This window comes from Psychrobacter aestuarii (assembly GCF_904846035.1).
In the GTDB taxonomy this organism is placed as follows: domain Bacteria; phylum Pseudomonadota; class Gammaproteobacteria; order Pseudomonadales; family Moraxellaceae; genus Psychrobacter; species Psychrobacter aestuarii.
The window spans coordinates 2,554,211-2,578,169 of the sequence record NZ_CAJGYT010000001.1 but is presented as its reverse complement, the minus strand read 5'-3'; the positions used below and the strand labels follow the sequence as shown (position 1 = coordinate 2,578,169).

The window sequence follows — 23,959 nt, the reverse complement described above, 5'->3', positions numbered from 1 at the left end:
CCTATGTCTCAGCCGTCTTTATCCCAGCGATTGATGAACGTCTTTACCAGTGAAAAAACGCGGCATGCAGACGTGATTTTGCAGGCATTTGCGGACAAGACGTTTGCTGATATGAAGGCGGTGACGATTACTCACGCCATGTGTGATGACGCCGCATTAACGGACAGACCACGCACCAAAGCCTTGCCTGCGCATATAGACAACTTGCGGCATCAGTTTATTGGTAGTTCTGAGCTGTGCTTTTATCACGCGGTGCTGGTGGTATTGCTGCGCCGCCACTATCAGCCTGAACAGACCTTTGCCGCATTCGAATCCTTATGGAAAACGCAGAGCGATTATTTGCTAGATACTTTGTCTCTACGCTGGCTGGTGTCCGCTTGCGACAGCTTTGTGGATTATAGCGCCTGCCCTGTGCGCGCGGCGACACTGATGAATGTCGCTACCTTAATCAATACCTTGAAGGTGTATGAAACCCAGCGCTATCTTTATGCCTTGCCAGCAGACGCGCCACTGTGCCCCAAACGCACTGCGTCATTGTACCAAACCCATTTGCCCCTGTATGAAGGATTGACGCTGTTCCGTATCGGTACAGATGACACGCTTAAAAATATGCGCCAACGTTATCAGCGCTTTCAAGCGAGAGATGAGCTTGCAGGACGTATGCTGCTAGGCGTTTTTGACAGACTGCATCATGCAGACAGTGCGTTTGTGACCATGCAGTCCTTGCACCAAGATGATAAGTCGGCATGGTGGACGACCACGCCCTAGCCTTGTCCGCTTATTCGTTTATTGAGTTTCACTATTATTGAGTAATTGTATGACCTTGATCCCACAAACACCCACTTATCAAAGCATGTCCGCTGATGACCGATTTTTTGTCTGCTGCTTTTATACGGACAGTTATTTAAGCCATGCGCTGTCACTCAAAGACTCGCTAGATGCTTTTGGGCTAAATTATGTGTTCAAAAAAGTGGACGATGCAGGCTACTGGGAAGCCAATACGCGAATCAAGCCGCATTTTATTTTAGACTGTCTTCAGCAGTTTCCGGATAAAGATGTGCTGTATTTGGACGCGGATGCGCTGGTCAAAAAACCTTTGGACTACTTTAATCATATCGACGGTGATGTTGCGTTTTATAAAACCAAGGGCATGGCGGGTATGTCACATGATTACTTGGCGAGCACGTTGTTTTTTCGTAACACGCCTGCCACGGTCACGCTGGTGAAGCAGTGGATTGCTGAACAGGTCGATGGCAAACGCACGCAAGTCGACCAAGACAGTCTCGATGTGGCTATGGAAAAGATGGGCGACAGCATCACAGTGACGCCACTTAGCCCAGGGTATATCAAAATATTTGATAAAGATTATGATGGTGAGATTTATATTGAGCAGTACCAAGCCAGTCGTGGTCAAACCAAGCTAAAACGACAACAAATCCGCTGGCGCAACCGTCTTATTGGCGGGGCAGTTATTGTGCTTGCAGTCGCGCTTGTCTGGCAGATATTGAGCTAAAGCTATTTGCCTAGACGCTTAGGCAACATCAGGTATTGCCACGTTGGCAAAGCGCAAATAGGCTTTAGCGATATTATGCGGTAAAAATTTGGTGTTAAACGGATGGGCAAACTGTTCAGGCTGCTGCATGGCTTGCTCCAGCTTGGCAGCAATCGCATCGATATCATTAACGGGCATCAGCTGATGTGCGCCAAGAATCTCACGAGGTCCCGACTGGCAGTCTGTGCTGATGACAGGCACATCAAGCGCTAATGCCTCTGCCAATACCAAAGCAAACCCCTCTCTTTCCGAGGTAAGCACTTTACACTTGGCATGCTTTAGATAAGGAAAAACGTTTTCACAAAATCCAAGCATGATAACTTTGTCCTCTAATCCCAATTGCGTTATCAGCGTCTTGATTTCTTGTTCCAGCTTACCTTGCCCTGCTAATAACAAAGGCACGCGCTGACTGGTCTTGGCATAAGCCTGAATCAAGATGTCGTGTCGCTTGGCTTTTTTAAAGCTACCCACATGGATAAGATAGTCTTTATATTCAGGAACAAAAGCCTCTGCAAGCTGACGGATATAGACCTGATCAATAGGATTATGCACTGTCGTGACTTTTGTGATATTTCCAAATGATTGGATAAAGTCCGTCTCGACGCCTTCACTAACGCAAACGCAGGGGTGTGTACCATAAACGTTCTGTAGTTCAGCAGTGCGTTTGGCAGGATTGGGCTGGTCGGCAATGTGATAGTACAAGGACAAAGTGTTGTGTATTACATGAATGATATTTGGCAATCGACTGTAGCGCAAGGTGCTGTCAGCGCGCTCTAAATTAGAAAGTACCAAGGCAGGCGTGCCAATATGCTTTAAAATATAGTTATCGATGCTACGCGCAAACATACGATAACGGATAGCGCCTTTTGGCAACCAGCGGTAGCCTTGATAATCAATCAAGTGATATTTTAGATTCTCGGGCAAGGCAAATTCAACTTTGGGGTCAAACCGTACCACGTGAACATCAAAGCCCAGCGCATCAAAAGCACTGCCAATGGTCAATACAAAACGCTCCGCGCCTGCTCCTTGCAAAGAATTGATGACTAATACGATACGCTCTGGTTGTTTAGCGGTAGCAGTTGGCATAATGTCCCTATGATAAATATCAATCCAAATGTAAAACGGTGTATGTTTGGTCTTATCGATTAAACAGTCGTGCAAATAATGATTTTGGCTTATTCGAACGAGTGATGTTGTTGCCCTTATAACGCTTATGCGTCTTTTTAGGAAACGTCCCGAAGGCAGGGATACGGTAGTCATCGAGCGTATAGCCTGCTGCGAGGGCTTCTTGATAATAACGATCAAACAGCGCGTCCAACTCTGGACGTGGATGGGGCATCACCTGACCGTCAAACCAATGAGAAAAGCCTTCTTTTTCAACGCGCGGTAAGGCATAGCGGTGGCTAAATTGCGTTCCCATGTCGGAATAGTGCAAGATTTTGATGTCATCGATAGGCAAATCTTCACCATCGACGCAGTTATAGCTGTCTACATAAGGGGTGATGAGTTGCGGATTGTTTTTAATCGTATCCATCATGCTCTGATGCGCATCTGGATCCGTGGTCAGCTGCGATATCGGCAGCAGCCACTCTTTGGCAGCCGCACAGTCCCAAACGCAGGTACATAGCCGAGTCATATCGGCGTCGGTCTTGGCAGCAACAATGGTGCCTTCATTCATGGGATGCTGCCACAGCGCTTTGATATCCGACAATACCACCACATCAGCGTCCATATAGATGGCGCGACCTTGATAATCGCAGTATTCAGGAATCGCCCAGCGAAACCCTGAAAAGGGGGTCGCCCACTTTTTGGTGTTCCACCCTTCTTTTTGTTTTGGGTTGGCATACCACGTGCTGTGCTCGTCTCGAGAAAGCTGCATCCAAGTGATGTCCACAGGTAGGCTGCTGTGCTTTTTTATGCTGTATTCAAGCACCATCATTTGTTCAAGGTCGCAATTGTTGGGGTCACACCCGACAAATACTTTTACTACATCGTTACTCATGGCAGATTTCCTAAGATAACTGTGGCGACAATCACGCCTGCCGATAATAATTGATTTTGTTAAATACTGGGCGCTATAGCCAGACAAGCGCCGACTGCGACTATGACAGTGCGTCAATAGTCTCTATAATGTGCAGCACTGCCGATTATGATGTGTGCGTTGCGCATTGTGATTGTTTATTTTCTAGCGCAGTTGCCATCTGACGAGTGCCCTTATGACTGTAAAGCATACGCCCGACCATCCAACCCGCACGCCTTATCTTTGGTTCGTGCTGTGCCTGATAGCCTACTTTGTGCTTTGGTCCATCCTACCCGCCTTTCTGGCCAGCAGCGTGGCTTTAGACGTCAGTGAGGGTATCAATTGGGGCAGCGAATGGCAATGGGGCTACTATAAACACCCTCCTTTATCGTCTTGGATATTATACAGCTTTTATCAGCTCTTTGGACACATCGGTCCCTACGTGCTCAGTCAGCTGTGTGTACTGCTTACCCTTTACTTGGTGTATCGCTTGGGCAAGACAGTATTCAATCAGGCAACCGCAATACTCGGCAGTGTCCTGACGCTCGCAGTGGTCTACTACGTATACCCGAGTCTTGAGTTTAATCACAATGTGGCGCAGTTCCCAATTTGGGCAGGACTGTCTTTAGCGTTTTATCATTGCATCACGCGGGAACGGATTGGCGATTGGCTGTGGCTTGGGGTGCTCGGTGGTTTGGGCATGCTCACCAAATACAGCGTAGCGTTTTTGTTGATACCGATGGCACTGTATTTATTGCTGCCCAGTCAATGGCATCATCTCAAGCGTGTGGGTCCTTGGGCGGCATTGGCACTGATGGTAGCACTGTTTGTACCGCATGTGTATTGGCTCGCCACGCACGACTGGCTGCCATTTGGCTATGCCAGTGGACGCTCGCACGATGTGGCAGAGGGCGCGGATACGCTCAGTCGCCATACCAGCTGGCTTGGTTTCTTCGTGGCGCAGTTGGTAGCGCACATTCCGCTATTGATTCTTGCTTTTATCAATCGTAAGTCATTATTTAAACCAAATGCTTATCGTGAGCAACTAACTAGCGCCAAGTCAAATATTAAGCTGCTGTGGTACATTTGGGCCGCACCGCTGGCGCTACTGGTAGTATTAAGCCTTATCTTTGGTATTGGTCTGCGCGATATGTGGGGCATGCCGATGTGGGCATTGTCTGGGCTACTGGTTGCCTCTTTTATTAAACCTGAATATTTTGCCATCGCTAATAAACGTATGCAGCGCAGATTAATCGTTTGGTTAAGTATCGCGACGGTGCTGAGCATGGTCTATGTCGGCGCAGGTGACTATCTGCGGCATAAGCCATCACGTATGCAGTGGCCTGAGCAAGCCATCGCGGACAACGCCGCCCAAACGTGGCAAGATTATAGCAGCTGTCCGCTTGATAGCGTGTCGGGTGACCGCTGGCTGGGCGCATTGATTGCGATGAATAATGACTTCCCCTCGCAGATGATATCAGGACCTGCCAGCCATTCACCATGGATGACGGCTGAGCGCCTGCGTACGCACGGCACACTGGTCGTCAAAGAAGCCGATGCTGAGGTTGAGCTGCCACTATTAGACCAAGTGGTCAATAAAGGCGACTTCATCAAGCATCAAGGTCAATGGCAGATTGCGTGGCGCGATGCCGAGATTGCGCCGCTCATCATTGATTGGACGCTTTATGTGCCAAAAAACTGCCAGACGGCACAAGATGCGCTATGATGGGCAGCATTATTTGTCCTCACTGTTATAAATTAAGCTGATGGGTGTATTCATGTCCCAACATCGTCCGTATTTGTCCATAATCATGCCTGCGTATAATGATGCTGAGGCAATACATGCCTTTTTGCCCGAAGTGCTCAGCTTTGCAGGAACGCTTAGGGACGCACAGCGAGCGTGTGAGATTATCATCGTTGATGATGGTAGTCGCGATGCGTTAAGTGATGTGGTCACGGCATTGATGCCGACCCGCGCGGACAATACGCACATTCGCTTGATTCATTTATCGCGCAACTTTGGCAAAGAGCCTGCACTCAGTGCGGGGCTTATGCACGCGCGCGGTGAGCTGGTCGCCATGCTAGATGCGGACGGGCAGCATCCTATCACCGTACTAGAGCAAATGCTCACCATGGTGCAGCAAACCGATGTGGATATGGTGGCGGCAATCCAAGCCAATCGCCCAAGTGAAAGCCAATTGGCAAAGACCTTAAAACGCAGCTTTTATTTATTCATTCAAGACAGTCAGCGCTACGAGATACGTCCCAATGCGGGCGACTTTCGAGTCATGAACCGCAAGGTGGTCGATGCCTTGTGCGCCCTGCCTGAGCGTCAACGCTTTATGAAGGGGCTGTATGCATGGGTCGGCTTTAATACCGTCTATCTGCCATTTACTGCGCCATCACGCGGTACAGGCGAGAGTAAGTTTAATTACGGCAGCTTATTTGAGCTGGCACTCGTTGGCATCACGTCGTTTTCACAAAAGCCGCTGCGTTTGATTTCGCGCATTGGCTTTGTGGTCTCGGCGCTGTCCTTCTTATACGGCTTATATATCGTCTTTGAGACGCTACTGTTCGGTAACGATGTAGCAGGCTGGGCGACGGTTGCAGCGGGTATTATGTTTTCGACAGGCATTCAGCTGGTGTGTATTGGCGTGATTGGCGAATATGTCGGGCGCTTATACGAAGAGGTCAAACAGCGTCCCATGTACTTGGTGGATAAAACTGTCGATAGCGATGATTATCCCGCCACGAGCACAACTGTCCCTGCGCCTGAGCGCGAACTTGTATAAGCGTTAAGGCACTATCCTTTATGACATCCTCCCACTCTGCCTCATCACAAGCGCTGTTTTTCGTTATCGTTGGCGGCGCAGCGGCACTCACCCACTTTATTATACTGTGGCTGCTGGTCAGTCAGTTTGCTGTTACTCCTGCATGGGCGAACGTCTGGGCATTTTTGGTGGCATTCGTGGTCAGTTTTTTGGGTCATTTTTATGTGACCTTTCGCCCGCAACACGCGCAAACGGCATCAAAGAACACTCTACTTACGTCTTTGTTAAAGTGGTTTGCCAGCTCGGTCGCAGGCTTTGCCATCAATCAAGGCTTATTCGTGCTGGGGCTACATGTACTGGGCGAGCGTTATTATCTTTTAGTATGGTTTATCGTCACCGCCTTAGTGACACTGATGAGCTTTACGCTGGGCAAACTGTGGGCATTTAAATCATGACGATACATAACGACACCACGCGCGCTGTAATGATTAATGTCGATGACCTCGGATTGTCTTCGGCGGTCAATGCAGCAGTAGTTGAACTTGCCAGCCAGCAGCGCATCAGCGCCACCAGCTATATGGTGGGCGGCTCAATCACGCAAACAGATATTGCCGAATTACAGCGCCAGCGTATAGATATCGGTCTGCATTTGGACATGACAGGCATTATCGATTCCCACTTGCGCGCACCGCTAAAAACCGTGTTATTAAACAGCTATTTGCGTAAGTTTAAACGCGCTGAGCTAGACACGCTGATTCATTCGCAGCTTGATGCCTTTGAGACGCGCTTTGGGCACGCGCCTGTGTTTATTGATGGGCATCAGCACATTCATCAGCTGCCAGTCGTGCGGCACAGTCTGCTTAAGGCGCTACAAAAGCGCTATCAAGACGGCGCGCGCATTGACATTGCGGCACGTACCAGCACCCCTCTACTGCCTGATATTAAGTCTTGGATTATCTACTTGCTCGGCGGGCGGGCATGGCACGCGGCGTGTCAACGTCAAGGTATTAAGACCAATGACCGCTTTGGCGGGGTCTATGATTTTGATGCAAACTTGGCGCAGCTGGCGACATTGTGGGACACGTGGCTTACGCGTGCGCCTGTCATGACCAAAGGCGGCTTAACTGATAACCATACGCCCATGACGCTGATAATGTGTCACCCTTCCGTCGCGCAAAACAACTGGCAGGATGAGATTAAGGCAGCGCGTGAGGTCGAATATCAGTGGCTGACCAGCACAGCATTTGGCGAGCTGTTAGCTAAATATCATGTCAAGTTGGTGCGTTGGTCGGATGTTCATGCAAAATGAAATAACAAAAAATGCTATAACACCAAAAAAAAGCCCACCTGATAACAGATGGGCTTTTTTTATGAAACACTAAGTCAATGAATAGATATTTAAATCAATCGACTCAGAACAAAATACTTAGATATCAAAGGACAATTCACGGTCGCCATTGGCATCTTGGATGCGGGTTGGTAGACCGATTTTGTTCAATAGGTTAATGAACGGACGTGGGTCAAGCTCTTCGACGTTGACCATCTTGCCTGCGTCCCATTCGCCAGTCGCGACCAGCATTGCCGCAGCAACAGGCGGTACACCAGCGGTATACGAGATGCCTTGGCTGCCGACTTCGTTGTACGCTTCTTTGTGGTCTGAGACGTTATAAACGAATACTTCTGCGTCTTCACCATTTTGCTTGCCTTTGACTTTATCACCGATACAGGTCTTGCCGGTATAGTTCGGCGCCAGCGAGCTTGGGTCTGGTAGGACAGCTTTGACCACTTTTAATGGCACAACTTCTTGACCTTCTGCGGTCTTAACAGGCTGCTCTGACAGCAGACCCAAATTTTGCAAGACGGTAAAGACATTCATGTAATGCTCACCAAAGCCCATCCAAAAGCGGATGTTTGGCACATCAAGGTTCGCTGATAGTGAATGAATCTCATCGTGTCCACTCAAATAGCTGTTTTGTACGCCAACGACAGGCAAATCATCGGTACGCTTGACTTCGAACATCTTGTTTGACTGCCACTGGCTGTCTTGCCAAGAATACACCGTGCCTGTGAACTCGCGAAAGTTAATCTCAGGGTCAAAGTTGGTGGCGAAGTATTTGCCGTGGCTGCCTGCATTGATATCAATGATGTCGATATCGGTCACAGAGCCTTTGTCCATCATGTCATAGCCAATCTTGGCATACGCATTGACCACACCTGGGTCAAAGCCTGCACCCAAAATCGCGGTGATGTTGTGCTTTTCGCAGCGCGCTTTACGCTTCCATTCATAGTTGCCGTACCATGGCGGCGTCTCACAGATTTTGCGTGGGTCTTCATGGATAGCGGTGTCGATATAGGCTGCGCCCGTCTCGATACAGGCTTCCAGCACACTCATGTTGATGAAGGCTGAGCCGACATTGATGACGATGTTGACGCCCGTAGATTCAATCAGCGCGATGACTGCTTGGGTATCGAGTGCGTTTAATTCATGCGTCTGCAAGCTGGCAGGTACTTTAAAGCTGCCTTTTTCTGCCACGCTATCAGCGATGGCATCGCACTTGTCTTTGGTACGTGAGGCAATGTGTAGGTTGCCCAGCACGTCATTGTTCATGGCACACTTGTGGGCGACCACTTGTGCCACGCCGCCTGCACCGATAATCAATACGTCTTTTTTGCTTTGAGCTTTATTCAATGAGAAATCCTCCTTTGTGCTGCTGTTAGCGCCTTAGCGAACGGCTGTTCAAAACAGTAGCGAGTGAATGATATGCGTGAATTAAAAAGGAAGACCGAGGAAAACCCACGCACCCGTCAGGCAGTGATGACCCCATCGCTGCCCGTGGCGATTATAACAAGTTTTTGCGGTATTTCGACAACAATTCGCACATTCTTAAACGCCTGATGACTGCTTTTTTTACCGTCATAAAACGGCAGGCAAAAGCGCTATAAACAAGCGTTTGGTCGTTAAGACAGGCTCGCCTTGTAGTCGTCATAATTAAACTGGCGCTGCACATCGATGCTGCCATCCAAACGGCGGATGACGATAGCGGGCATGTTGACCCCATTGAACCAGTTTTTCTTGACCATGGTATACCCTGCGGCATTACCAAAGGCAATGGTGTCGCCAATATTTAGGGCAGCTGGCAGTGTATACTCGCCAAAGATATCCCCCGCCAAGCACGAGCGCCCATAAATGATGGTCGATTCGCTGCTTTTGTCACTGTCTGCAACAGGTGACAGGCGCAAACCCTCGTCATTGATAGCTTCAATGGGGGCAGCTTCGCGGTAAATCAACAAGTCGAGCATGTGCGCTTCGATAGAGGCGTCAACGACGGCTAACGGCTTGTCATTATGCATGGTATCCAGCACGGTCGTCACCAGCGTGCCCGCGCCATGAATGCTGGCCTCGCCTGGCTCAAGATACACTTGTACGCCATAGGTTTCGCTAAAGGTTTTTAGACGCTCGGCAAGTTTATCGACAGGATAATCAGGAGCGATAAAGTGAATGCCGCCGCCCAAGCTCACCCACTCAAGCTGCGCTAAAATGTCGCCAAAGCGCGCTTCGATGTCAGCAAGGCTAGCGCTAAAGGCATCAAAATCGTCGTTTTCGCAGTTGTTATGAATCATCACGCCCGTAATGTCAGGCAGCACCGCTTCGATACGCGCTTTGTCATGCTCGCCCAAACGGCTAAACGGACGCGCTGGGTCGGCGATAACAAAAGACGAATTACTGGTCTTAGGGTTCAAACGTAAACCAACAGGAATATTTTGCGCTTTTGCCTTGTCTTTAAAAGCATTTAGTTGCGAGATGGAATTAAAGATAATTTTGTCCGCGTAGCTCAGCACCTCATCAATCTCATCTTGACTGTAGGCAACGCTGTAGGCGTGCGTTTCTTTGTCGTCGTGCTTGCCAAACGTCTCGCGACCCAAGCGCACTTCGTTCAATGAAGACGAAGTCGTGCCGTGTAAATAAGGCGCCATCGCGTCAAACACGCCCCACGTGGCAAAGCATTTTAGCGCGAGCAATGCCTTCGCGCCCGACTGCTCACACAGACGATGAATGATTTGTACATTGGCAACGATAGCACTTTCATCGAGCAAATAGTACGGCGTAGGCACGGACAGCGGCGTCTTGGTGTGGTCAGTCGTCATAATCTCTTCCATCAGGTTACATCATTATCACAAAGCGGTTGCGATGGCGCAGCACCCCTTTATGACAGGTCTCAAGATTTTGGCTATAGTAGTACAAACCCATGACAATTAGAATAGCTTATGAGCACTTTACCCGATTATGCGCAGTTTTTGGACAACATCGATGTTCAAGAAGCGCACCCCGATGCCCATGCGGTATTATCGTTTTGGTTTGATGCCGCGCATCACGACTGCTGGTTTGCCAAAAGTGACGACTTTGACCAAAATATTGCAGACAATTTCGGCGAGTTGTGGCGCGCCGCTTGCCAAGGCGAATGCGCCCACTGGCGCAGACACTGCACGCACAACGCGCTGGCGAATCTAGCAGGGCGCTTGGCTGAGATTATCGTGATTGACCAGTTTTCGCGCAATCTGTGCCGCGATGAGGACGCGGCCTTTGCGCATGACTCTATGGCGCTGGTACTCACGCAAGAAGCATTGCCGCAGGCGGGCTATGAGATGCTGCCGACCGCGTGGCAGCAGTTTTTAATCATGCCCATCATGCATTCTGAGTCCGCTGATATTCATGCCCATTATTTTCATTACTTTAAAGCTTTGGGCGATGCGGTGATACTCGATTTTGCCAAGCAGCATAAGGCGATTATTGATGAGTTTGGGCGTTATCCGCACCGCAATGAGGTGCTGGGGCGCGAATCTAGCGAAGCGGAAAAGGCGTTTTTGGCAACGCCCAATTCTTCATTTTAACCATGATGCGGTAGCGCCCCCGTCGTGGGACAAAATATTGGCGGCAGATGGGCATTCAATGGTATATTGATGCCTTATTTTTACGCTCACTGCGCGCTTTGGAGGCTGTTTTGTCGCTACCGTCTGACCCCAATCCTTCACCTGCCGCTGTCGATACCAAACGCATGGATGCCGCGCCACTGATACTCTCAGAGGTGCTTACTGACGCCGCGCTACCTTGGCAGATTCATAATTGTAAAATCCAGCAGCATATCGTGACCCGTGAGCAGCCATTGCCGTTTTTGTATCACTATGATAGCTTGAATGAGGCGCTCAAAGAAACGCTGCCGTTAACGCCTGCACTATTGGCAAAGTTTGACACACCAATGCTGCCCGCTGAGGCTGCTGCCCTGCTCGGTATTGATAGCGCACTGATTGCTGCGCCGTGGCATGTCAAAATCAGCGGCACGCTGGTGGTGTTTAGCGAGGCGCTACAGCTCGCCTGCCGCTTGAATTTTAGCAATACCATCAAAGAGACGCAGCCTATTTATACCAAAGACGCCGAAGAAGCGGTGACGCTGGCGTTTAAAGAATGGCAGTTTTTGGGGCGTGTCGATGTCTTGTATAAAAAAGAAGCGACGCTCATCAGTATTGATGACAGCGAACTTGCTGAGCCAATCACGATTGCGCCGACCACCGCTTATCAGCAGCTGCCCGCCGCGCACGCCATCAGCTTGATTGCGGCACTCGAAGCGGACAAAGCGCAGTTGCCGTGGTTTGAGGCGGTAATTCTAGCGCGTATTCAATAATATCAGCACGTATGCACAATATTTGTTGTTATCATAATTAACTTTCATCATTCATAGATAGTGATTTTGCCCGTTGCATGGCATCATTTAGGGTTTCGCAACGACAATTTCACACTACCGCCTATTTAAGGAAGCTTGTATGGACTATCGCTCAAAAACCTCTACTGCGGGTCGTAATATGGCAGGTGCGCGAGCGCTATGGCGCGCAACTGGCATGAAAGATGGTGACTTTGAAAAGCCAATCATCGCCATTGCCAACTCATTCACCCAGTTTGTGCCAGGTCACGTACATCTAAAAGACTTGGGTCAACTGGTCGCACGCGAGATTGAAGCGGCGGGCGGTGTCGCCAAAGAATTCAACACCATTGCGGTCGATGATGGTATTGCGATGGGTCACAGCGGTATGCTGTATTCCTTGCCGAGCCGTGATTTGATTGCCGATTCGGTCGAGTACATGGTCAACGCCCACTGCGCCGATGCGCTGGTGTGTATTTCAAACTGTGACAAAATCACCCCAGGTATGCTGATGGCAGCAATGCGCCTAAACATCCCAACGGTATTCGTCTCAGGCGGTCCGATGGAAGCGGGCAAAGTCATCGCCAGCACCGTTGGTAAAAGCCACAACAATGAAGACAGCGCAGGCAGCACCATCCGTAAGCTGGACTTGGTCGATGCGATGATGGACGCGGCAGACGACAGCATCAGCGATGAAGATGTGGCAGCGATTGAAGTCTCAGCGTGCCCAACTTGCGGCTCATGCTCAGGCATGTTCACCGCCAACTCAATGAACTGCTTGACCGAAGCCTTGGGTCTGTCACTACCAGGTAATGGCTCACTACTTGCCACCCATGCGCTGCGCCGTGAGCTGTTCTTAGAAGCGGGTCGCACCATCGTATCATTAGCAAAACGTCGCTACGAAGGCGATGACGATTCAATTCTACCGCGTAACATCGCCACCAAAGCGGCGTTTGAAAACGCCATGAGCCTTGATATCGCGATGGGCGGCTCGACCAACACCATCTTGCATTTGCTCGCTGCTGCCAATGAAGCCGAAGTTGATTTTAAAATGGCAGATATCGACCGTCTAAGCCGCCGCGTGCCTTGCCTGTCAAAAGTCGCACCCGCCACGCAAAAATACCATATGGAAGACGTGCACCGCGCAGGCGGCGTGATGGCACTGCTCGCTGAATTGAACCGCGCCAATCTGCTCGATACCTCAGTACCGACCATCCACAGCGATACCATGCAAGCGGCGCTTGAAAAATGGGACATCATGAACCCAGACAACACCGAGGCGCGCGCGCTGTATATCGCCGCACCGGGTGGCGTACGTACCACAGAAGCCTTTTCGCAAGATAAAGAATGGCCGAACCTCGACGTCAACCGCGAGTCAGGTTGTATCCGCAGCGCTGATAATGCCTACTCTACCGATGGCGGCTTGGCCGTGCTTTACGGCAACATCGCTGAGCGTGGCTGCGTGGTCAAAACCGCAGGCGTGGATGAGAGCATCCTGACTTTTACGGGTCGCGCGCGTATCTTTGAATCGCAAGATGCCGCCGTCGCCTCTATCCTCGATGACCAAATCGTCGCAGGTGATGTGGTCATCATCCGCTATGAAGGACCAAAAGGCGGCCCAGGTATGCAAGAGATGCTCTACCCAACCACCTATCTAAAATCAAAAGGTTTGGGCAAAGCCTGTGCACTACTGACGGATGGTCGCTTCTCAGGCGGCACCTCGGGTCTGTCTATCGGTCATGCCAGCCCAGAAGCGGCTGAAGGCGGTGCGATTGGCTTGGTAGAAGAAGGCGATACCATCCACATCGACATCCCGAACCGTACCATCAACATCGATATCAGCGATGCCGACCTCGCAGCGCGCCGTGAAGCGATGGAAAGCCGTGGCAATCAAGCATGGAAACCTGTCTCGCGTACCCGCGTGGTCTCCCCTGCACTACGCGCCTATGCCGCCATGACCACCAGTGCCGATACAGGTGCGGTGCGTGATGTGAGTCAAGTCGAGCGTTAATTGTGCTAAATATTTAAAACTTATGTGCAATAAATAAAAAGTCAGCCTCGCGCTGGCTTTTTTTTCACCAAAACACAACGCGGTATCGGTGGTGATAACGATTTTTTGCGAAGTGATGGCTGTTTTGTTGTCATCATAGAGGCCTATGCTGCCGCTTTGTGCAGTACACAGTACGCCTTTTGATGACACAGATGACCACTCATGATTGAAAACTATAATGTCTTTTTATTAGTCTGCGGGATTGCCTTTTTGTTCGGGGCGCTGTTCCCTGTGATTTTCAGGCGACTGCCCGTCTCTTTACCCATGCTGCAAGTGACCTTTGGCATTTGTATGGGCTATTGGTGGACGAGCCTGTCTTTTTTGGACCCTATTGATAATGGTTTTATTATCGAAAAACTGACCGAGATTGTGGTGCTCGTCTCTTTGGTCGGTGCAGGTATCAAGATTGACACACCGCTGAAATGGCAAAATTGGCGCACCACCGCGCGCTTGCTACTGATTACCATGCCTATCGGCATTTTTGCGATGGCATTTTTGGGTTATTACGCCTTTGGCTTGACAATGGGTGCCGCCATTTTGCTCGGTGCCGTGCTTGCGCCGACCGACCCCGTACTCGCCGCCTCTATCCAAGTCGGACCACCCAATACGGGCACAGAGGACACCTCCCGCTTTACCTTAACTTCGGAGGCAGGATTGAATGATGGCTTGGCGTTCCCTTTTGTCTATTTGGCAATAAAAATGGCAGAAGCGCACAGCGAAGGCGAGCGCTTTGATAGCGCGCTGTTTTGGTCATGGTTCAGCCATGATGTGCTGTGGAAGATTGGCGTTGGTGTCTTGGTCGGTGTGCTCGTGGGCAAGTTTTTGGCAAAGATTGTGTTCTCCAAGCACACTTGTGACACCACACTATCGCAAGGCTATGTGATTATTGCACTGACCTTGATGGCGTATGGGCTTGCGGAGTACGTGGACAGCTATGGCTTTATTGCCGTCTTTGTTGCCGCCTTTGCATTTCGCCGCTCGGAGTGCGAGCACGAGTATCATCAAAAACTGCATGATTTTGCCGAGCAGTCTGAAGGTTTGCTGATGTCATTGGTGCTTGTGACCTTTGGTATTTTTATTGGTCAAGGGCTGGAGTCTGGCGTTGAGCTGACGTGGAAAGTGTACATCGTGAGCTTTGTTTTCTTATTGCTGATACGCCCTATCGGCGGCTTGATTGCGCTATCAGGACTTGGTATGCACCGTAATGAAAAATACGCCATCTCCGCGCTCGGTATTCGCGGCATCGGGACCTTGTATTATTTATCATACGCGCTTAATCAGGGGTATTTCGCCGAAGATGAAGCCATCAAACTGTGGGTGGTCTGCTCGATTGTGATTTTGGCGTCCATCTTTATGCATGGGTTAAGCGCACCAAAGCTGCTAAAAATGACCCCCAAACCTAAGCCGCTAAACTAACGACTTTTTCCCGTTTTATTGATGCCACCATAAAAAAAGCCCTGCTTTGATGTCCAAAGCAGGGCTTTTTTGTCATAGCGTAGACTCAGGCAAGCTCGGTATCAAGCGCCATCAAGACCGCTTCGGTCAATGCAAACTGGCGCACATCGTTGAGCATGGTCACATCAAAGTTGTGTACAAAGGCAAACGACAGCTGGCGCGTAGGCTCACACCACGCCACTGAGCCATTGTAACCCATATGTCCAAAGCGCGGCGCGTCCTGCACTTGGGCATCACTGAGCGCACAATGATGAAAAATTTGATGATAGCCATAGCGCCACGCCATCTTGGCAGGCATGATGGCATCAAAGCCTGTGACCAAAGACTGTGAAAACTGCTGCACAATAGCGTCGTCAATCAACCGTTTGCCTTGCCAGACACCACCACAGGCAATCATCGCATAGAGTATAGCGAGCGCTTCTGCTGAGGCGATGCCATTAGCGGCAGGTATGATGGCTTGTAGCGTACTGGCTTTGCGGTATTCAATCGGCTCTTGCCCTTCAGGAATGAGCGCGGCTTTATAGTTTTTTAGGTTCAGACGCGAGTGATCAAAGTACAGCTTATTGATGGTCGCGGCGGTCAGCGGCGCATCCTCATTATCAGCCAGTTGCTGCCAGCAAGCATAGCTGGGCAATGCCGCATACGCCTCTAAACTGGCTGGAGATTCGGGCTTGAGCACAGGCTTGCGGCGGCGTTTGGGTTTATTGTCAGTATCAATGACAGGCACAGTCGGTGTGCCAAAATCTTGTGCCAAACGCGCAATCTCATCGAGGCGCTCACTGGGTACACCAAAATAGCAGCTGTCAGTGATGCCAAGTGGCTCAGTCAAGTAATGACGTAGTGCATCGGCAAAAGACATCTCAGTTACCGCCTCAATCACCCCGCCGAGTATCCAGCCCGATACCAGCGCACTATAAGCACTGTCGTACTGCTCCGCTTTATTGGGGGCGCTTGGTGCTATAGCCGCCACTTTATCGAGCATGGTATCCCAGTCGAGCAGCACGTCATTGTCCGTCTCAATGGAGGTAATGGCGAACAGATTGGCTTGATGTGACAGCACGTGATGCAAGGTAATGTCAGATTTGCCATTACTGCCAAATGCAGGCCAGTAGTGCGCAATCGGCGTGTCATACGCCAATAAGCCACGTGATGCCAAGACATGAATCAAGGTTGCGACCACAGCCTTGCCCGTTGAAAAATTGAGCGACAGGGTGTCTGCCTGCCATGCGCGGTCTTGACGCGCCATGCCGACGCTGGCTCTCGCGATGCACTCGCCTGCTTGGTACACAACGAGCGCGCCGCCTGCGGGGGCGTCGTCCAGTTGCAAACGGGTCAATATTTGCTGCAAGTGCTGCTGCAAATCGGGGTCGATGTGTGATGTGTGTTGCGACATGCGTTCCTCATTACGACAATTCAGTCATGGGGTGAGCGTGATATGTGATTGGCTATAGCCGCTTGTACTTGAGTCATATAAAAGCCTATGGGCAGCCTTGGCACCAGACCAGATACTGCACAGACACTTACTATATGAGGTATCCAGCACCCCGTCCTTGTTAGATGACAACATTCCCTTTATGTCAAAACAGCCGCCTTTGACCTGTCCATGTTGGTGAGGACAAAGCGCGGCTGCCTATTATGCAATATATATCGTCCAGATACTTACCGAGGTACCAGTAAGCGCTGATGCACCACCTCTTGCAAGCCTGTCAGTCCATGCTGCTGCCCGCGCTCTAATGCCGTCTCTATCTTGCGCCCGCGTAGCCAGCCCGCGCGTAGCGCAATGGCGGCACCGACGCGGTTGCCTGATTTGCAGTGCAGTACCATTTTTTTGTCATGATACTGACGCAGCAGCTTATCAAACTCTAGCATAACCACTTGTTTTAAATCGTCCTCACCGCGAATGGGCAGCGCAGCATAAATCATGCCCGCCTCTTGCACCGCAGCGGCTTCATCAAAGGTCAGCTCATCTTCTGGCTGTAGGTTAATCACCAGCTCTACACCCGCATCAGCGAGCGCTTGTACTTTGTCTTTGTCGAGTGCGCCGCAGACGATGGTGTTGTCGGCAGGGCGATAATAAGGCGACAGCACCTCAGACAGTACCACACCACTATCAGTCGTGGCTGTATCTTCACTCATATTGACGGCTCCTATCCTTGCTTACTTTGCTTATCTTACTGAATTATGCGATGACACTTTTTTGTTTTGTCTTAGCACAGCACTCATTTGCTCGCGTCGTTCTTTAAAATACGCGTAATGTGCCCAATCAAATGCGGGCGGTCATTTTTGGCGCTATATAGCCCAAAGTTTGCGCATACTTGCTCCGCCACATTGTGTGTGTCATCAGCGGGTGCAATGGGTTCAGCAATCATCTCAACCTCTGATGGTAAGAAGATAGGCAGTTTAAACGAAACATCCACGCGGCAGGCTTCTGGCAGCTCACCGATAAGCGCCAAGCATTTGGCTTTTGACCACATGCCATGAGCAATGGCTTTTGGAAAACCAAAGGCACGCGCTGAGAGGGGGTGCAGGTGGATGAGGTTAAAATCCCCAGACACAAACGCATAGCGGCGACCGATATCTTCAGGCACTTCAAAGACTTGATGCGTGCCTTTTTCATTCACCGCAGGCTTGGCGTGAACCGTACGCGGCTTGCTTTTATCGCCCGTTGGACGTTCAGGTTTTTTGCCGCGCGCAAGATACGTTGAAGTGCCTTCCCAGATGACCTCCCCGTGCGAGCTGACCGTGGTCACAAAATCAAACTGCTGACCTTGTGCATGGTCGCGCAGATTGGCGAACTTGACCGCCATATCGATGGTCTCACGCTCACCGACACTGCGGTACTGGGTGACGCTATTGTCAACATGCACCAGACCCAGCATGGTAAAGGGAAAAGGCTCTTTGACCATCATATTCATCTGCAATGCTTGCGAGAGCACGGCAAAATAGGTGACAGGCACTTTGCCGTCATCCATAAAGCCGCAAATCTTGCGATAATCGTCCAAGTTGCCTTGATCTATGTGCAGATTGTCAACGTAGTATGTGGCACTTGGCAACTCGTCTTTACCCACTTTTGGATTGTCACCAATGGGCAATAAACTTTTGACAATATTGGCATACGTGGTGTGCGCTTTTGGCAGAGCGTCGTAGTGTTTATCTGACATAAATCATTCCTAAATAAGGCTGGGCAAATGAGCAAAATAGGTTTACTTGGCAATAGGTATCATGCGCACAGACAGCAACGCTGGTCGTGGCGCGTCTTATGCTATTAAGATTAAATTAATATTGTATGGTATGTCACTGTGTTAAAGCGAATGGTCTTTTGTGTCTTGCGGATGCTCTTATACGGCGATTTTGCAAAACATATGTCCATCTAGTCATCCAATACGAACATATTTTAATGTTGAATCTTTTGTTTTTATCATAAAAAAGCCACCCGTGGGCAGCTTTCTTATCCATTGACGCACTTTTTTAGTAATAAAATGTGAAAAGCGCGGTTTATCATGGTCTTGCTGGCGTATATATCCATATCGCGGATATATTGTCTATCAATTCACATAGAATAACCATAAGCGGATTGGCTTATGGTTATATCAATACTTCCTAAGACAAATACGTCAGCGTCGCGTGCGGTATTATGCGCCCAGTAGGCTCTGACCACAGACGCGCACGGTGTTGCCGTTTAGACCACCTGAGGCAGGTGATGCCAACCACGCGATGGTTTCAGCGACGTCTACTGGCAGACCCGCTTGACTCATTGAGTTCATGCGGCGACCTGCTTCGCGGATGGCAAAAGGAATGGCATCGGTCATTTGCGTCTCAATGAAGCCTGGCGCGACCGCATTGATGGTCATGCCTTTACCGTCTTTTTCTAGCTTTTTGGCCGTGGCGTCAACCAGTCCGATTACCCCAGCTTTTGAGGTGGCATAGTTGGTCTGACCCATATTGCCTGCGATGCCTGAGATTGATGAGACGCAAACGATACGCGCGTCATCGTTTAAGACATTGTTATCAAGCAAGTAACGGTTTAGCTTAACGATGCTGCTCAAATTGACATTAATGACAGAATCCCATTTTTGCTCATCCATCTTCGCCAAGGTTTTATCGCGCGTGATGCCTGCATTGTGAATGATAGCGTCTAGACCACCGCGTTTTTGCACTTCTTCGGTAATCTGTGCGCCAGCATTGTCATCAGTGATATCGATGGTCAATAGTGAACCACTGATTTCGCTGACCACTTGCTGTAGCGCGCTTTGTTGCTGCGGCACGTCTAAGCAAATCACATGTGCGCCTTCACGAGCCAGTACACGGGCGATGGCTTCGCCGATACCGCGGCTTGCGCCCGTCACCAGCATGGTCTTGCCACCAAGTGATTGCGCCCAATCGACATCGACCGACTTGCCAGCACCGATACGCACCACTTGACCTGACACATACGCTGAACGCGCTGAGGTAAAGAAACGCAAGCTAGAATCCAGATTGGCTTCTGCGCCTTCTGACACGTACAAGAGCTGCGTGCTGATACCGCGTTTTAGCTCTTTGCCCAATGATTTGACAAAGCCTTCAAGCGCGCGCTGTGCCAATGCAGCATCCACGTCCTCTAATTCTTCTGGTGGGCGACCGATAATAATAACGCGACCTGAGCGCTCAATACAGCGCACCACAAAATGGAAAAACTCATAGACTTCTTTTAATTCGTCAGCGTTTTTGACATTGCTGGCATCAAAAACGACCGCTTTAAAATATTTGTCGCCGCCTGTATTGGACTTGGCAGCGATATCGGCACCTGCGAGGGCGTCTTTGATACCATCGCGGCTGTTGACGAACACTTCGGTGTGCAGCTCAGACACAATACGTGCAATCGATTCGCTGACGCGCTTGTCATCGCCTTTTGCAGAGCCTACCAAAGTACTGCCGCGTACCATACGCTCGCCACTTTCAAAGCGGTCTAGTTGTACGGGCATCGGTAGTCCCAAATTTTTGGCAACCTTTTTTCCGATTGAAGATTGCACAAAATCACCATAACGGTCCGACATAAAAACACTCCTGTTGTCTTTAAGTATATTAATTATAAAAATGCATAAAGATAAAAAATGCGTGACCAAACCTTTGGCACGTCATTAGTAATCGCCGTTTATCAATAAGACAAACAGCGCGTCTAAAATTCATTATTACACAGGCGCTCAAGTGAAGTCCAAAAGCGAACATCTATTTACAAAATAAACCTAAGTAAAGCAACAAAACAGTAACTGTGCAGGCACGTTATGCCCATGCGATTCTGATACAGTAATGCACAGTATAAAAAAACAGTTGCTGCCCCGTACTCATCTGCTCTATATTGCCAATAATGGAAAATTACCATGGCCTGTAAATAAAAAACGCATCAATAAAACCATGGCGACATACGGCATCGTCTTGTTGATGACCTTTATACCATAACATAATGACACCCCACTTGGACAATAGACTGACCACGCGTCAGTGTTTTTCCTTTGTTTGTCTACCTATTATATTCATGATAAGGATAATAACATGAGCAATAAAAATACCCACGCCGACAGCCCCGTTATCGACAGTACCGTCGTCAATAAAGACGCCGCTGCGCCAGCAGACGTTGATGCTACTGAGTCAAAAAGCCTTGCTGATGTGGCAAGCACAGCCATCAAAGACGCACCAAAAACCGACGCCAATGATAAGGCTGATGATAAAGACAATAAAAGCGACAAAGCAGACACCGTAAAAGCACCTGCCAAAAACGAAGACGCTAAAGACGCTAAAGACGCTAAAGACGCTAAAGACGCTAAAGACGCTGCGCAGGATAAAGCGCCTGTGACGAAACCTACAAGCAGCAAAAACAGCGCCAGCAAAAAACAAACAGCCGACGGTCTAAAACGCGTGGCCATCATCGGTGGTAACCGCATTCCTTTTGCGCGCTCAAACGGCGCTTATATGGACGCAAGCAACATCGATATGCTAAGCGCCGCCTTAAATGGTCTGATTGAGCGCTACAACCTACAAGACGAGCTGCTCGGTGAAGTGGTGGCAGGTGCTGTGCTTAAGCTGAGCCGCGATTTGAACCTAACGCGTGAGGCGGCATTCAACACCGCACTCGACCCGCGCACCCCTGCCTATGACGTCTCACAAGCCTGTGCCACAGGTCTACAATCTGCCTTTGCCTCAGCGAACAAAATCGCTTTGGGACTGATTGATTCTGCCATCGCAGGCGGCGTGGATACCACATCTGATGCGCCGATTGCCATCGGTGATGGTCTGCGTAAAGTCTTGCTCAAATTGGGCGCTGCCAAGACCAACAAACAACGCCTAAAAGCCTTGATGGGTCTTAATCCAAAAGACCTTATCGATGCCCCGCAAAATGGCGAGCCGCGTACAGGGCTGTCAATGGGTGAGCATCAGGCGATTACCACTTTAGAGTGGAACGTCAGCCGCGAAGCGCAAGACGAGTTGGCCTTTAATAGCCACAAAAACTTGGCACGCGCTTATGATGACGGCTTTTTTGATGACCTCATGACGCCATACAAGGGATTGACCCGTGATAACAACCTACGCCCTGACACCACGCTTGAAAAAATGGGCACGCTAAAACCCACCTTTGGTAAAAAAGGTGCCAACCCTACCATGACCGCTGCCAACTCAACCCCATTGACCGATGGTGCGTCTTGTGTGCTGCTCGCCTCTGATGATTGGGCGGACGCTCATGGGCTAAAACCACTTGCCTACTTGGTGCATCAAGAGACCGCCGCAGTTGACTTTATCGGTAAAAATGGTGAAAAAGAAGGGCTATTGATGGCGCCGACTTATGCCGTGCCACGTATGCTAGAGCGCGCTGGTCTGAGCTTGCAAGATTTTGATTTTTATGAGATTCACGAAGCCTTTGCCTCACAAGTGCTGTCGACCCTTACCGCATGGGAAGATGAGACCTTTTGTAAAGAGCGCTTAGGACTTGATGCGCCGCTTGGTACGATTGACCGCAGCAAGCTGAACGTGAATGGCTCATCGCTTGCCGCAGGGCATCCGTTTGCTGCCACTGGCGGACGCATTTTGGCCACGGCAGCCAAGCTGTTGGACCAAAAAGGCTCAGGTCGTGCCCTGATTTCTATCTGCGCGGCAGGTGGTCAAGGCGTGACTTGTATTTTAGAAAAATAACGCTTGTATGATGGGGCGTCATGCCTTTATTACCTACAAATAAATGAGCGCTTCACTTAATAATGCCCCTTGATTTGATTGAGGGGCATTTTTGTTGTTCGCGCTCTATGATCGGCAAAAAGTATACGTATCCTGCGCTTACTGTCATAGAAATCACATGCAACTGTGCTACAGTAAGAAAAAACAATAGTAAATTAATAGAACATCAGTAGGACACATTCATGGCCAATATTCCTTCAATAATCAACCCCGATTGCTTGACGCCCAAAGAATACGAGGAGATGACGCAAGCGGAGCGTGACAATTTTATTATCCGTATGGACAAAGAGGTCTATGACGACGAGCTGCGCCGCAAAATGCATCAAGACCTAATAGACACGCACGATGAAGAGCTAGAAAACGAGATTGATGATTATCTGCGTGATTTTCGCTTTGATGGTCGAGAGATGAGCGCCAAAGAAAAGCTCGACCGCCGCACCTATTTTCAGGAGCTGGTACGCCTACAACGCGAGCTGATAAAGCTGCAAGATTGGGTGATGGCAAATGGTGAGCGCATCGTGGTGATTTTTGAGGGTCGAGACTCTGCCGGGAAAGGCGGCGCGATTAAGCGTATCACCCAGCGTCTAAACCCTCGCGTATGCCGTGTGGCTGCCCTGCCTGCACCAACCGAGCGTGAGCAGACGCAGTGGTATTTTCAGCGTTACGTGGCGCACTTGCCTGCCGCTGGCGAGATTGTGCTGTTTGATAGAAGCTGGTACAACCGCGCAGGCGTTGAGCGCGTGATGGGCTTTTGTACTGACGCGCAATATGAGGAATTTTTTCAATCGGTACCTGCGTTTGAGCGTATGCTGGTGCGCTCGGGCATTCGCTTGGTAAAATACTGGTTTTCTATCACCGATGATGAGCAGCACGCGCGCTTTTTGAGCCGTATTCACGACCCGCTAAAACAGTGGAAGCTCTCGCCCATGGATTTGCAATCGCGGCGGCGCTGGGAAGATTACACCAAAGCAAAAGAGACCATGTTTGAGCGCACGCACATTCCTGAAGCGCCATGGTGGGTGGTCGAGGGCAACAGCAAAAAACGCGCGCGTCTGAACTGTATTGCGCATTTGCTTGAGCAAATCCCATACAAAGAAGTGCCGCGTGACGAGGTCGAGCTGCCTGAGCGTAAACGCGACGATGAGTACTACCGCGAGCCTATCCCTGATGATATGTACGTGCCGCCGCGCTACTAACCGCCTATGACTATAAGCCTGC

At 49.9% G+C, this 23,959-nt stretch carries 20 protein-coding genes; 12 read left to right on the top strand and 8 right to left on the bottom strand.

Annotated elements, in window-relative coordinates; genetic code table 11:
- Nucleotides 1–3: 3 nt before the first annotated feature.
- Together JMW05_RS11010 and JMW05_RS11005 are read left to right on the top strand one after the other, a co-directional pair.
- Nucleotides 4–768, top strand: a complete 765-nt coding sequence (locus JMW05_RS11010) for a hypothetical protein (protein WP_201505287.1) — start codon at nucleotides 4–6, stop codon at nucleotides 766–768.
- Between the two features lie 49 nt (nucleotides 769–817).
- On the top strand, nucleotides 818–1,513 hold the full coding sequence (locus JMW05_RS11005; RefSeq protein WP_201505286.1) for a putative nucleotide-diphospho-sugar transferase: 696 nt from the start codon (nucleotides 818–820) through the stop codon (nucleotides 1,511–1,513).
- Between the two features lie 18 nt (nucleotides 1,514–1,531).
- On the opposite strand, the gene JMW05_RS11000 is transcribed toward JMW05_RS11005, so the two are convergent.
- Both JMW05_RS11000 and JMW05_RS10995 read right to left on the bottom strand, forming a co-directional pair.
- The gene (locus JMW05_RS11000) at nucleotides 1,532–2,638 is read right to left on the bottom strand and encodes a glycosyltransferase (RefSeq protein ID WP_201505285.1); all 1,107 of its coding nucleotides are present in this window, start codon (nucleotides 2,636–2,638) and stop codon (nucleotides 1,532–1,534) included.
- Between the two features lie 52 nt (nucleotides 2,639–2,690).
- The gene (locus tag JMW05_RS10995) at nucleotides 2,691–3,554 is read right to left on the bottom strand and encodes a glycosyltransferase (RefSeq protein WP_201505284.1); all 864 of its coding nucleotides are present in this window, start codon (nucleotides 3,552–3,554) and stop codon (nucleotides 2,691–2,693) included.
- Between the two features lie 214 nt (nucleotides 3,555–3,768).
- Between JMW05_RS10995 and JMW05_RS10990 the strand changes: the two genes are divergently transcribed.
- Genes JMW05_RS10990 through JMW05_RS10975 form a run of 4 tightly spaced genes read left to right on the top strand, consistent with a single transcriptional unit; the run spans nucleotide 3,769 to nucleotide 7,652 of the window.
- Nucleotides 3,769–5,298 (top strand): glycosyltransferase family 39 protein, encoded by a 1,530-nt coding sequence (locus JMW05_RS10990; protein WP_201505283.1) that lies wholly within the window; start codon nucleotides 3,769–3,771, stop codon nucleotides 5,296–5,298.
- Between the two features lie 52 nt (nucleotides 5,299–5,350).
- Entirely contained in the window at nucleotides 5,351–6,364 is a 1,014-nt protein-coding gene (locus JMW05_RS10985) for a glycosyltransferase family 2 protein (protein WP_201505282.1), read from the top strand.
- A gap of 20 nt (nucleotides 6,365–6,384) precedes the next feature.
- Complete coding sequence (locus JMW05_RS10980) at nucleotides 6,385–6,798, top strand: GtrA family protein (RefSeq protein ID WP_201505281.1); 414 nt, start codon at nucleotides 6,385–6,387, stop codon at nucleotides 6,796–6,798.
- The gene (locus JMW05_RS10975; RefSeq protein WP_201505280.1) at nucleotides 6,795–7,652 is read left to right on the top strand and encodes a ChbG/HpnK family deacetylase; all 858 of its coding nucleotides are present in this window, start codon (nucleotides 6,795–6,797) and stop codon (nucleotides 7,650–7,652) included. The genes JMW05_RS10980 and JMW05_RS10975 overlap by 4 nt, the downstream gene beginning before the upstream one ends.
- A gap of 117 nt (nucleotides 7,653–7,769) precedes the next feature.
- Here the strand turns inward: JMW05_RS10975 and JMW05_RS10970 are convergent, their stop codons facing one another.
- Entirely contained in the window at nucleotides 7,770–9,032 is a 1,263-nt protein-coding gene (locus tag JMW05_RS10970) for a saccharopine dehydrogenase family protein (RefSeq protein WP_201505279.1), read from the bottom strand.
- 269 nt (nucleotides 9,033–9,301) lie between these two features.
- Nucleotides 9,302–10,489 carry a carboxynorspermidine decarboxylase gene (nspC, locus tag JMW05_RS10965; protein WP_201505278.1) on the bottom strand — a complete coding sequence of 396 codons (1,188 nt, stop codon included), beginning with the start codon at nucleotides 10,487–10,489 and terminating at the stop codon, nucleotides 9,302–9,304.
- Nucleotides 10,490–10,609: 120 nt separating this feature from the next.
- On the opposite strand from nspC, the gene JMW05_RS10960 reads away from it, so the two are divergent.
- From JMW05_RS10960 to JMW05_RS10945, 4 genes are all read left to right on the top strand, one after another.
- Complete coding sequence (locus JMW05_RS10960) at nucleotides 10,610–11,233, top strand: DUF924 family protein (RefSeq protein WP_201505277.1); 624 nt, start codon at nucleotides 10,610–10,612, stop codon at nucleotides 11,231–11,233.
- A gap of 110 nt (nucleotides 11,234–11,343) precedes the next feature.
- A complete protein-coding gene (locus JMW05_RS10955) occupies nucleotides 11,344–12,021 on the top strand; it encodes a hypothetical protein (protein WP_201505276.1) in 678 nt (225 codons plus the stop codon).
- Nucleotides 12,022–12,160: 139 nt separating this feature from the next.
- Nucleotides 12,161–14,047, top strand: a complete 1,887-nt coding sequence (gene ilvD, locus JMW05_RS10950) for a dihydroxy-acid dehydratase (RefSeq protein WP_201505275.1) — start codon at nucleotides 12,161–12,163, stop codon at nucleotides 14,045–14,047.
- Between the two features lie 201 nt (nucleotides 14,048–14,248).
- Nucleotides 14,249–15,502, top strand: a complete 1,254-nt coding sequence (locus tag JMW05_RS10945; protein WP_201505274.1) for a cation:proton antiporter — start codon at nucleotides 14,249–14,251, stop codon at nucleotides 15,500–15,502.
- A gap of 85 nt (nucleotides 15,503–15,587) precedes the next feature.
- Here JMW05_RS10945 and JMW05_RS10940 read toward each other — a convergent pair whose 3' ends face one another.
- The 4 genes from JMW05_RS10940 to JMW05_RS10925 form a co-directional block, all read right to left on the bottom strand.
- A complete protein-coding gene (locus tag JMW05_RS10940; protein ID WP_201505273.1) occupies nucleotides 15,588–16,934 on the bottom strand; it encodes a serine hydrolase domain-containing protein in 1,347 nt (448 codons plus the stop codon).
- 266 nt (nucleotides 16,935–17,200) lie between these two features.
- Complete coding sequence (locus JMW05_RS10935) at nucleotides 17,201–17,677, bottom strand: beta-lactamase hydrolase domain-containing protein (RefSeq protein WP_201505272.1); 477 nt, start codon at nucleotides 17,675–17,677, stop codon at nucleotides 17,201–17,203.
- Between the two features lie 83 nt (nucleotides 17,678–17,760).
- Complete coding sequence (locus JMW05_RS10930) at nucleotides 17,761–18,702, bottom strand: MaoC family dehydratase (RefSeq protein WP_201505271.1); 942 nt, start codon at nucleotides 18,700–18,702, stop codon at nucleotides 17,761–17,763.
- Between the two features lie 471 nt (nucleotides 18,703–19,173).
- Nucleotides 19,174–20,574 (bottom strand): 3-oxoacyl-ACP reductase, encoded by a 1,401-nt coding sequence (locus JMW05_RS10925; RefSeq protein WP_201505270.1) that lies wholly within the window; start codon nucleotides 20,572–20,574, stop codon nucleotides 19,174–19,176.
- A 610-nt stretch (nucleotides 20,575–21,184) separates the two neighbouring features.
- Here JMW05_RS10925 and JMW05_RS10920 point away from each other — a divergent pair.
- Both JMW05_RS10920 and ppk2 read left to right on the top strand, forming a co-directional pair.
- On the top strand, nucleotides 21,185–22,702 hold the full coding sequence (locus JMW05_RS10920; protein ID WP_455233753.1) for an acetyl-CoA C-acetyltransferase: 1,518 nt from the start codon (nucleotides 21,185–21,187) through the stop codon (nucleotides 22,700–22,702).
- A gap of 221 nt (nucleotides 22,703–22,923) precedes the next feature.
- Nucleotides 22,924–23,937, top strand: coding sequence for a polyphosphate kinase 2 (ppk2, locus tag JMW05_RS10915; protein ID WP_265090602.1), 1,014 nt, complete (start codon nucleotides 22,924–22,926; stop codon nucleotides 23,935–23,937).
- Nucleotides 23,938–23,959: the final 22 nt, after the last annotated feature.

What these genes read in the sequence shown, in the direction of transcription:
- JMW05_RS10960 (WP_201505277.1), top strand. Translation starts at nt 10,610, where the DNA reads ATGAGCACTTTACCCGATTATGCGCAGTTTTTGGACAACATCGATGTT.
- JMW05_RS10995 (WP_201505284.1), bottom strand. Translation starts at nt 3,554, where the DNA reads ATGAGTAACGATGTAGTAAAAGTATTTGTCGGGTGTGACCCCAACAAT.
- nspC (WP_201505278.1), bottom strand. Translation starts at nt 10,489, where the DNA reads ATGACGACTGACCACACCAAGACGCCGCTGTCCGTGCCTACGCCGTAC.
- JMW05_RS10935 (WP_201505272.1), bottom strand. Translation starts at nt 17,677, where the DNA reads ATGAGTGAAGATACAGCCACGACTGATAGTGGTGTGGTACTGTCTGAG.
- JMW05_RS10990 (WP_201505283.1), top strand. Translation starts at nt 3,769, where the DNA reads ATGACTGTAAAGCATACGCCCGACCATCCAACCCGCACGCCTTATCTT.
- JMW05_RS11010 (WP_201505287.1), top strand. Translation starts at nt 4, where the DNA reads ATGTCTCAGCCGTCTTTATCCCAGCGATTGATGAACGTCTTTACCAGT.
- JMW05_RS10940 (WP_201505273.1), bottom strand. Translation starts at nt 16,934, where the DNA reads ATGTCGCAACACACATCACACATCGACCCCGATTTGCAGCAGCACTTG.
- JMW05_RS11005 (WP_201505286.1), top strand. Translation starts at nt 818, where the DNA reads ATGACCTTGATCCCACAAACACCCACTTATCAAAGCATGTCCGCTGAT.
- JMW05_RS11000 (WP_201505285.1), bottom strand. Translation starts at nt 2,638, where the DNA reads ATGCCAACTGCTACCGCTAAACAACCAGAGCGTATCGTATTAGTCATC.
- ilvD (WP_201505275.1), top strand. Translation starts at nt 12,161, where the DNA reads ATGGACTATCGCTCAAAAACCTCTACTGCGGGTCGTAATATGGCAGGT.
- JMW05_RS10930 (WP_201505271.1), bottom strand. Translation starts at nt 18,702, where the DNA reads ATGTCAGATAAACACTACGACGCTCTGCCAAAAGCGCACACCACGTAT.
- ppk2 (WP_265090602.1), top strand. Translation starts at nt 22,924, where the DNA reads ATGGCCAATATTCCTTCAATAATCAACCCCGATTGCTTGACGCCCAAA.
- JMW05_RS10985 (WP_201505282.1), top strand. Translation starts at nt 5,351, where the DNA reads ATGTCCCAACATCGTCCGTATTTGTCCATAATCATGCCTGCGTATAAT.
- JMW05_RS10945 (WP_201505274.1), top strand. Translation starts at nt 14,249, where the DNA reads ATGATTGAAAACTATAATGTCTTTTTATTAGTCTGCGGGATTGCCTTT.
- JMW05_RS10980 (WP_201505281.1), top strand. Translation starts at nt 6,385, where the DNA reads ATGACATCCTCCCACTCTGCCTCATCACAAGCGCTGTTTTTCGTTATC.
- JMW05_RS10925 (WP_201505270.1), bottom strand. Translation starts at nt 20,574, where the DNA reads ATGTCGGACCGTTATGGTGATTTTGTGCAATCTTCAATCGGAAAAAAG.
- JMW05_RS10975 (WP_201505280.1), top strand. Translation starts at nt 6,795, where the DNA reads ATGACGATACATAACGACACCACGCGCGCTGTAATGATTAATGTCGAT.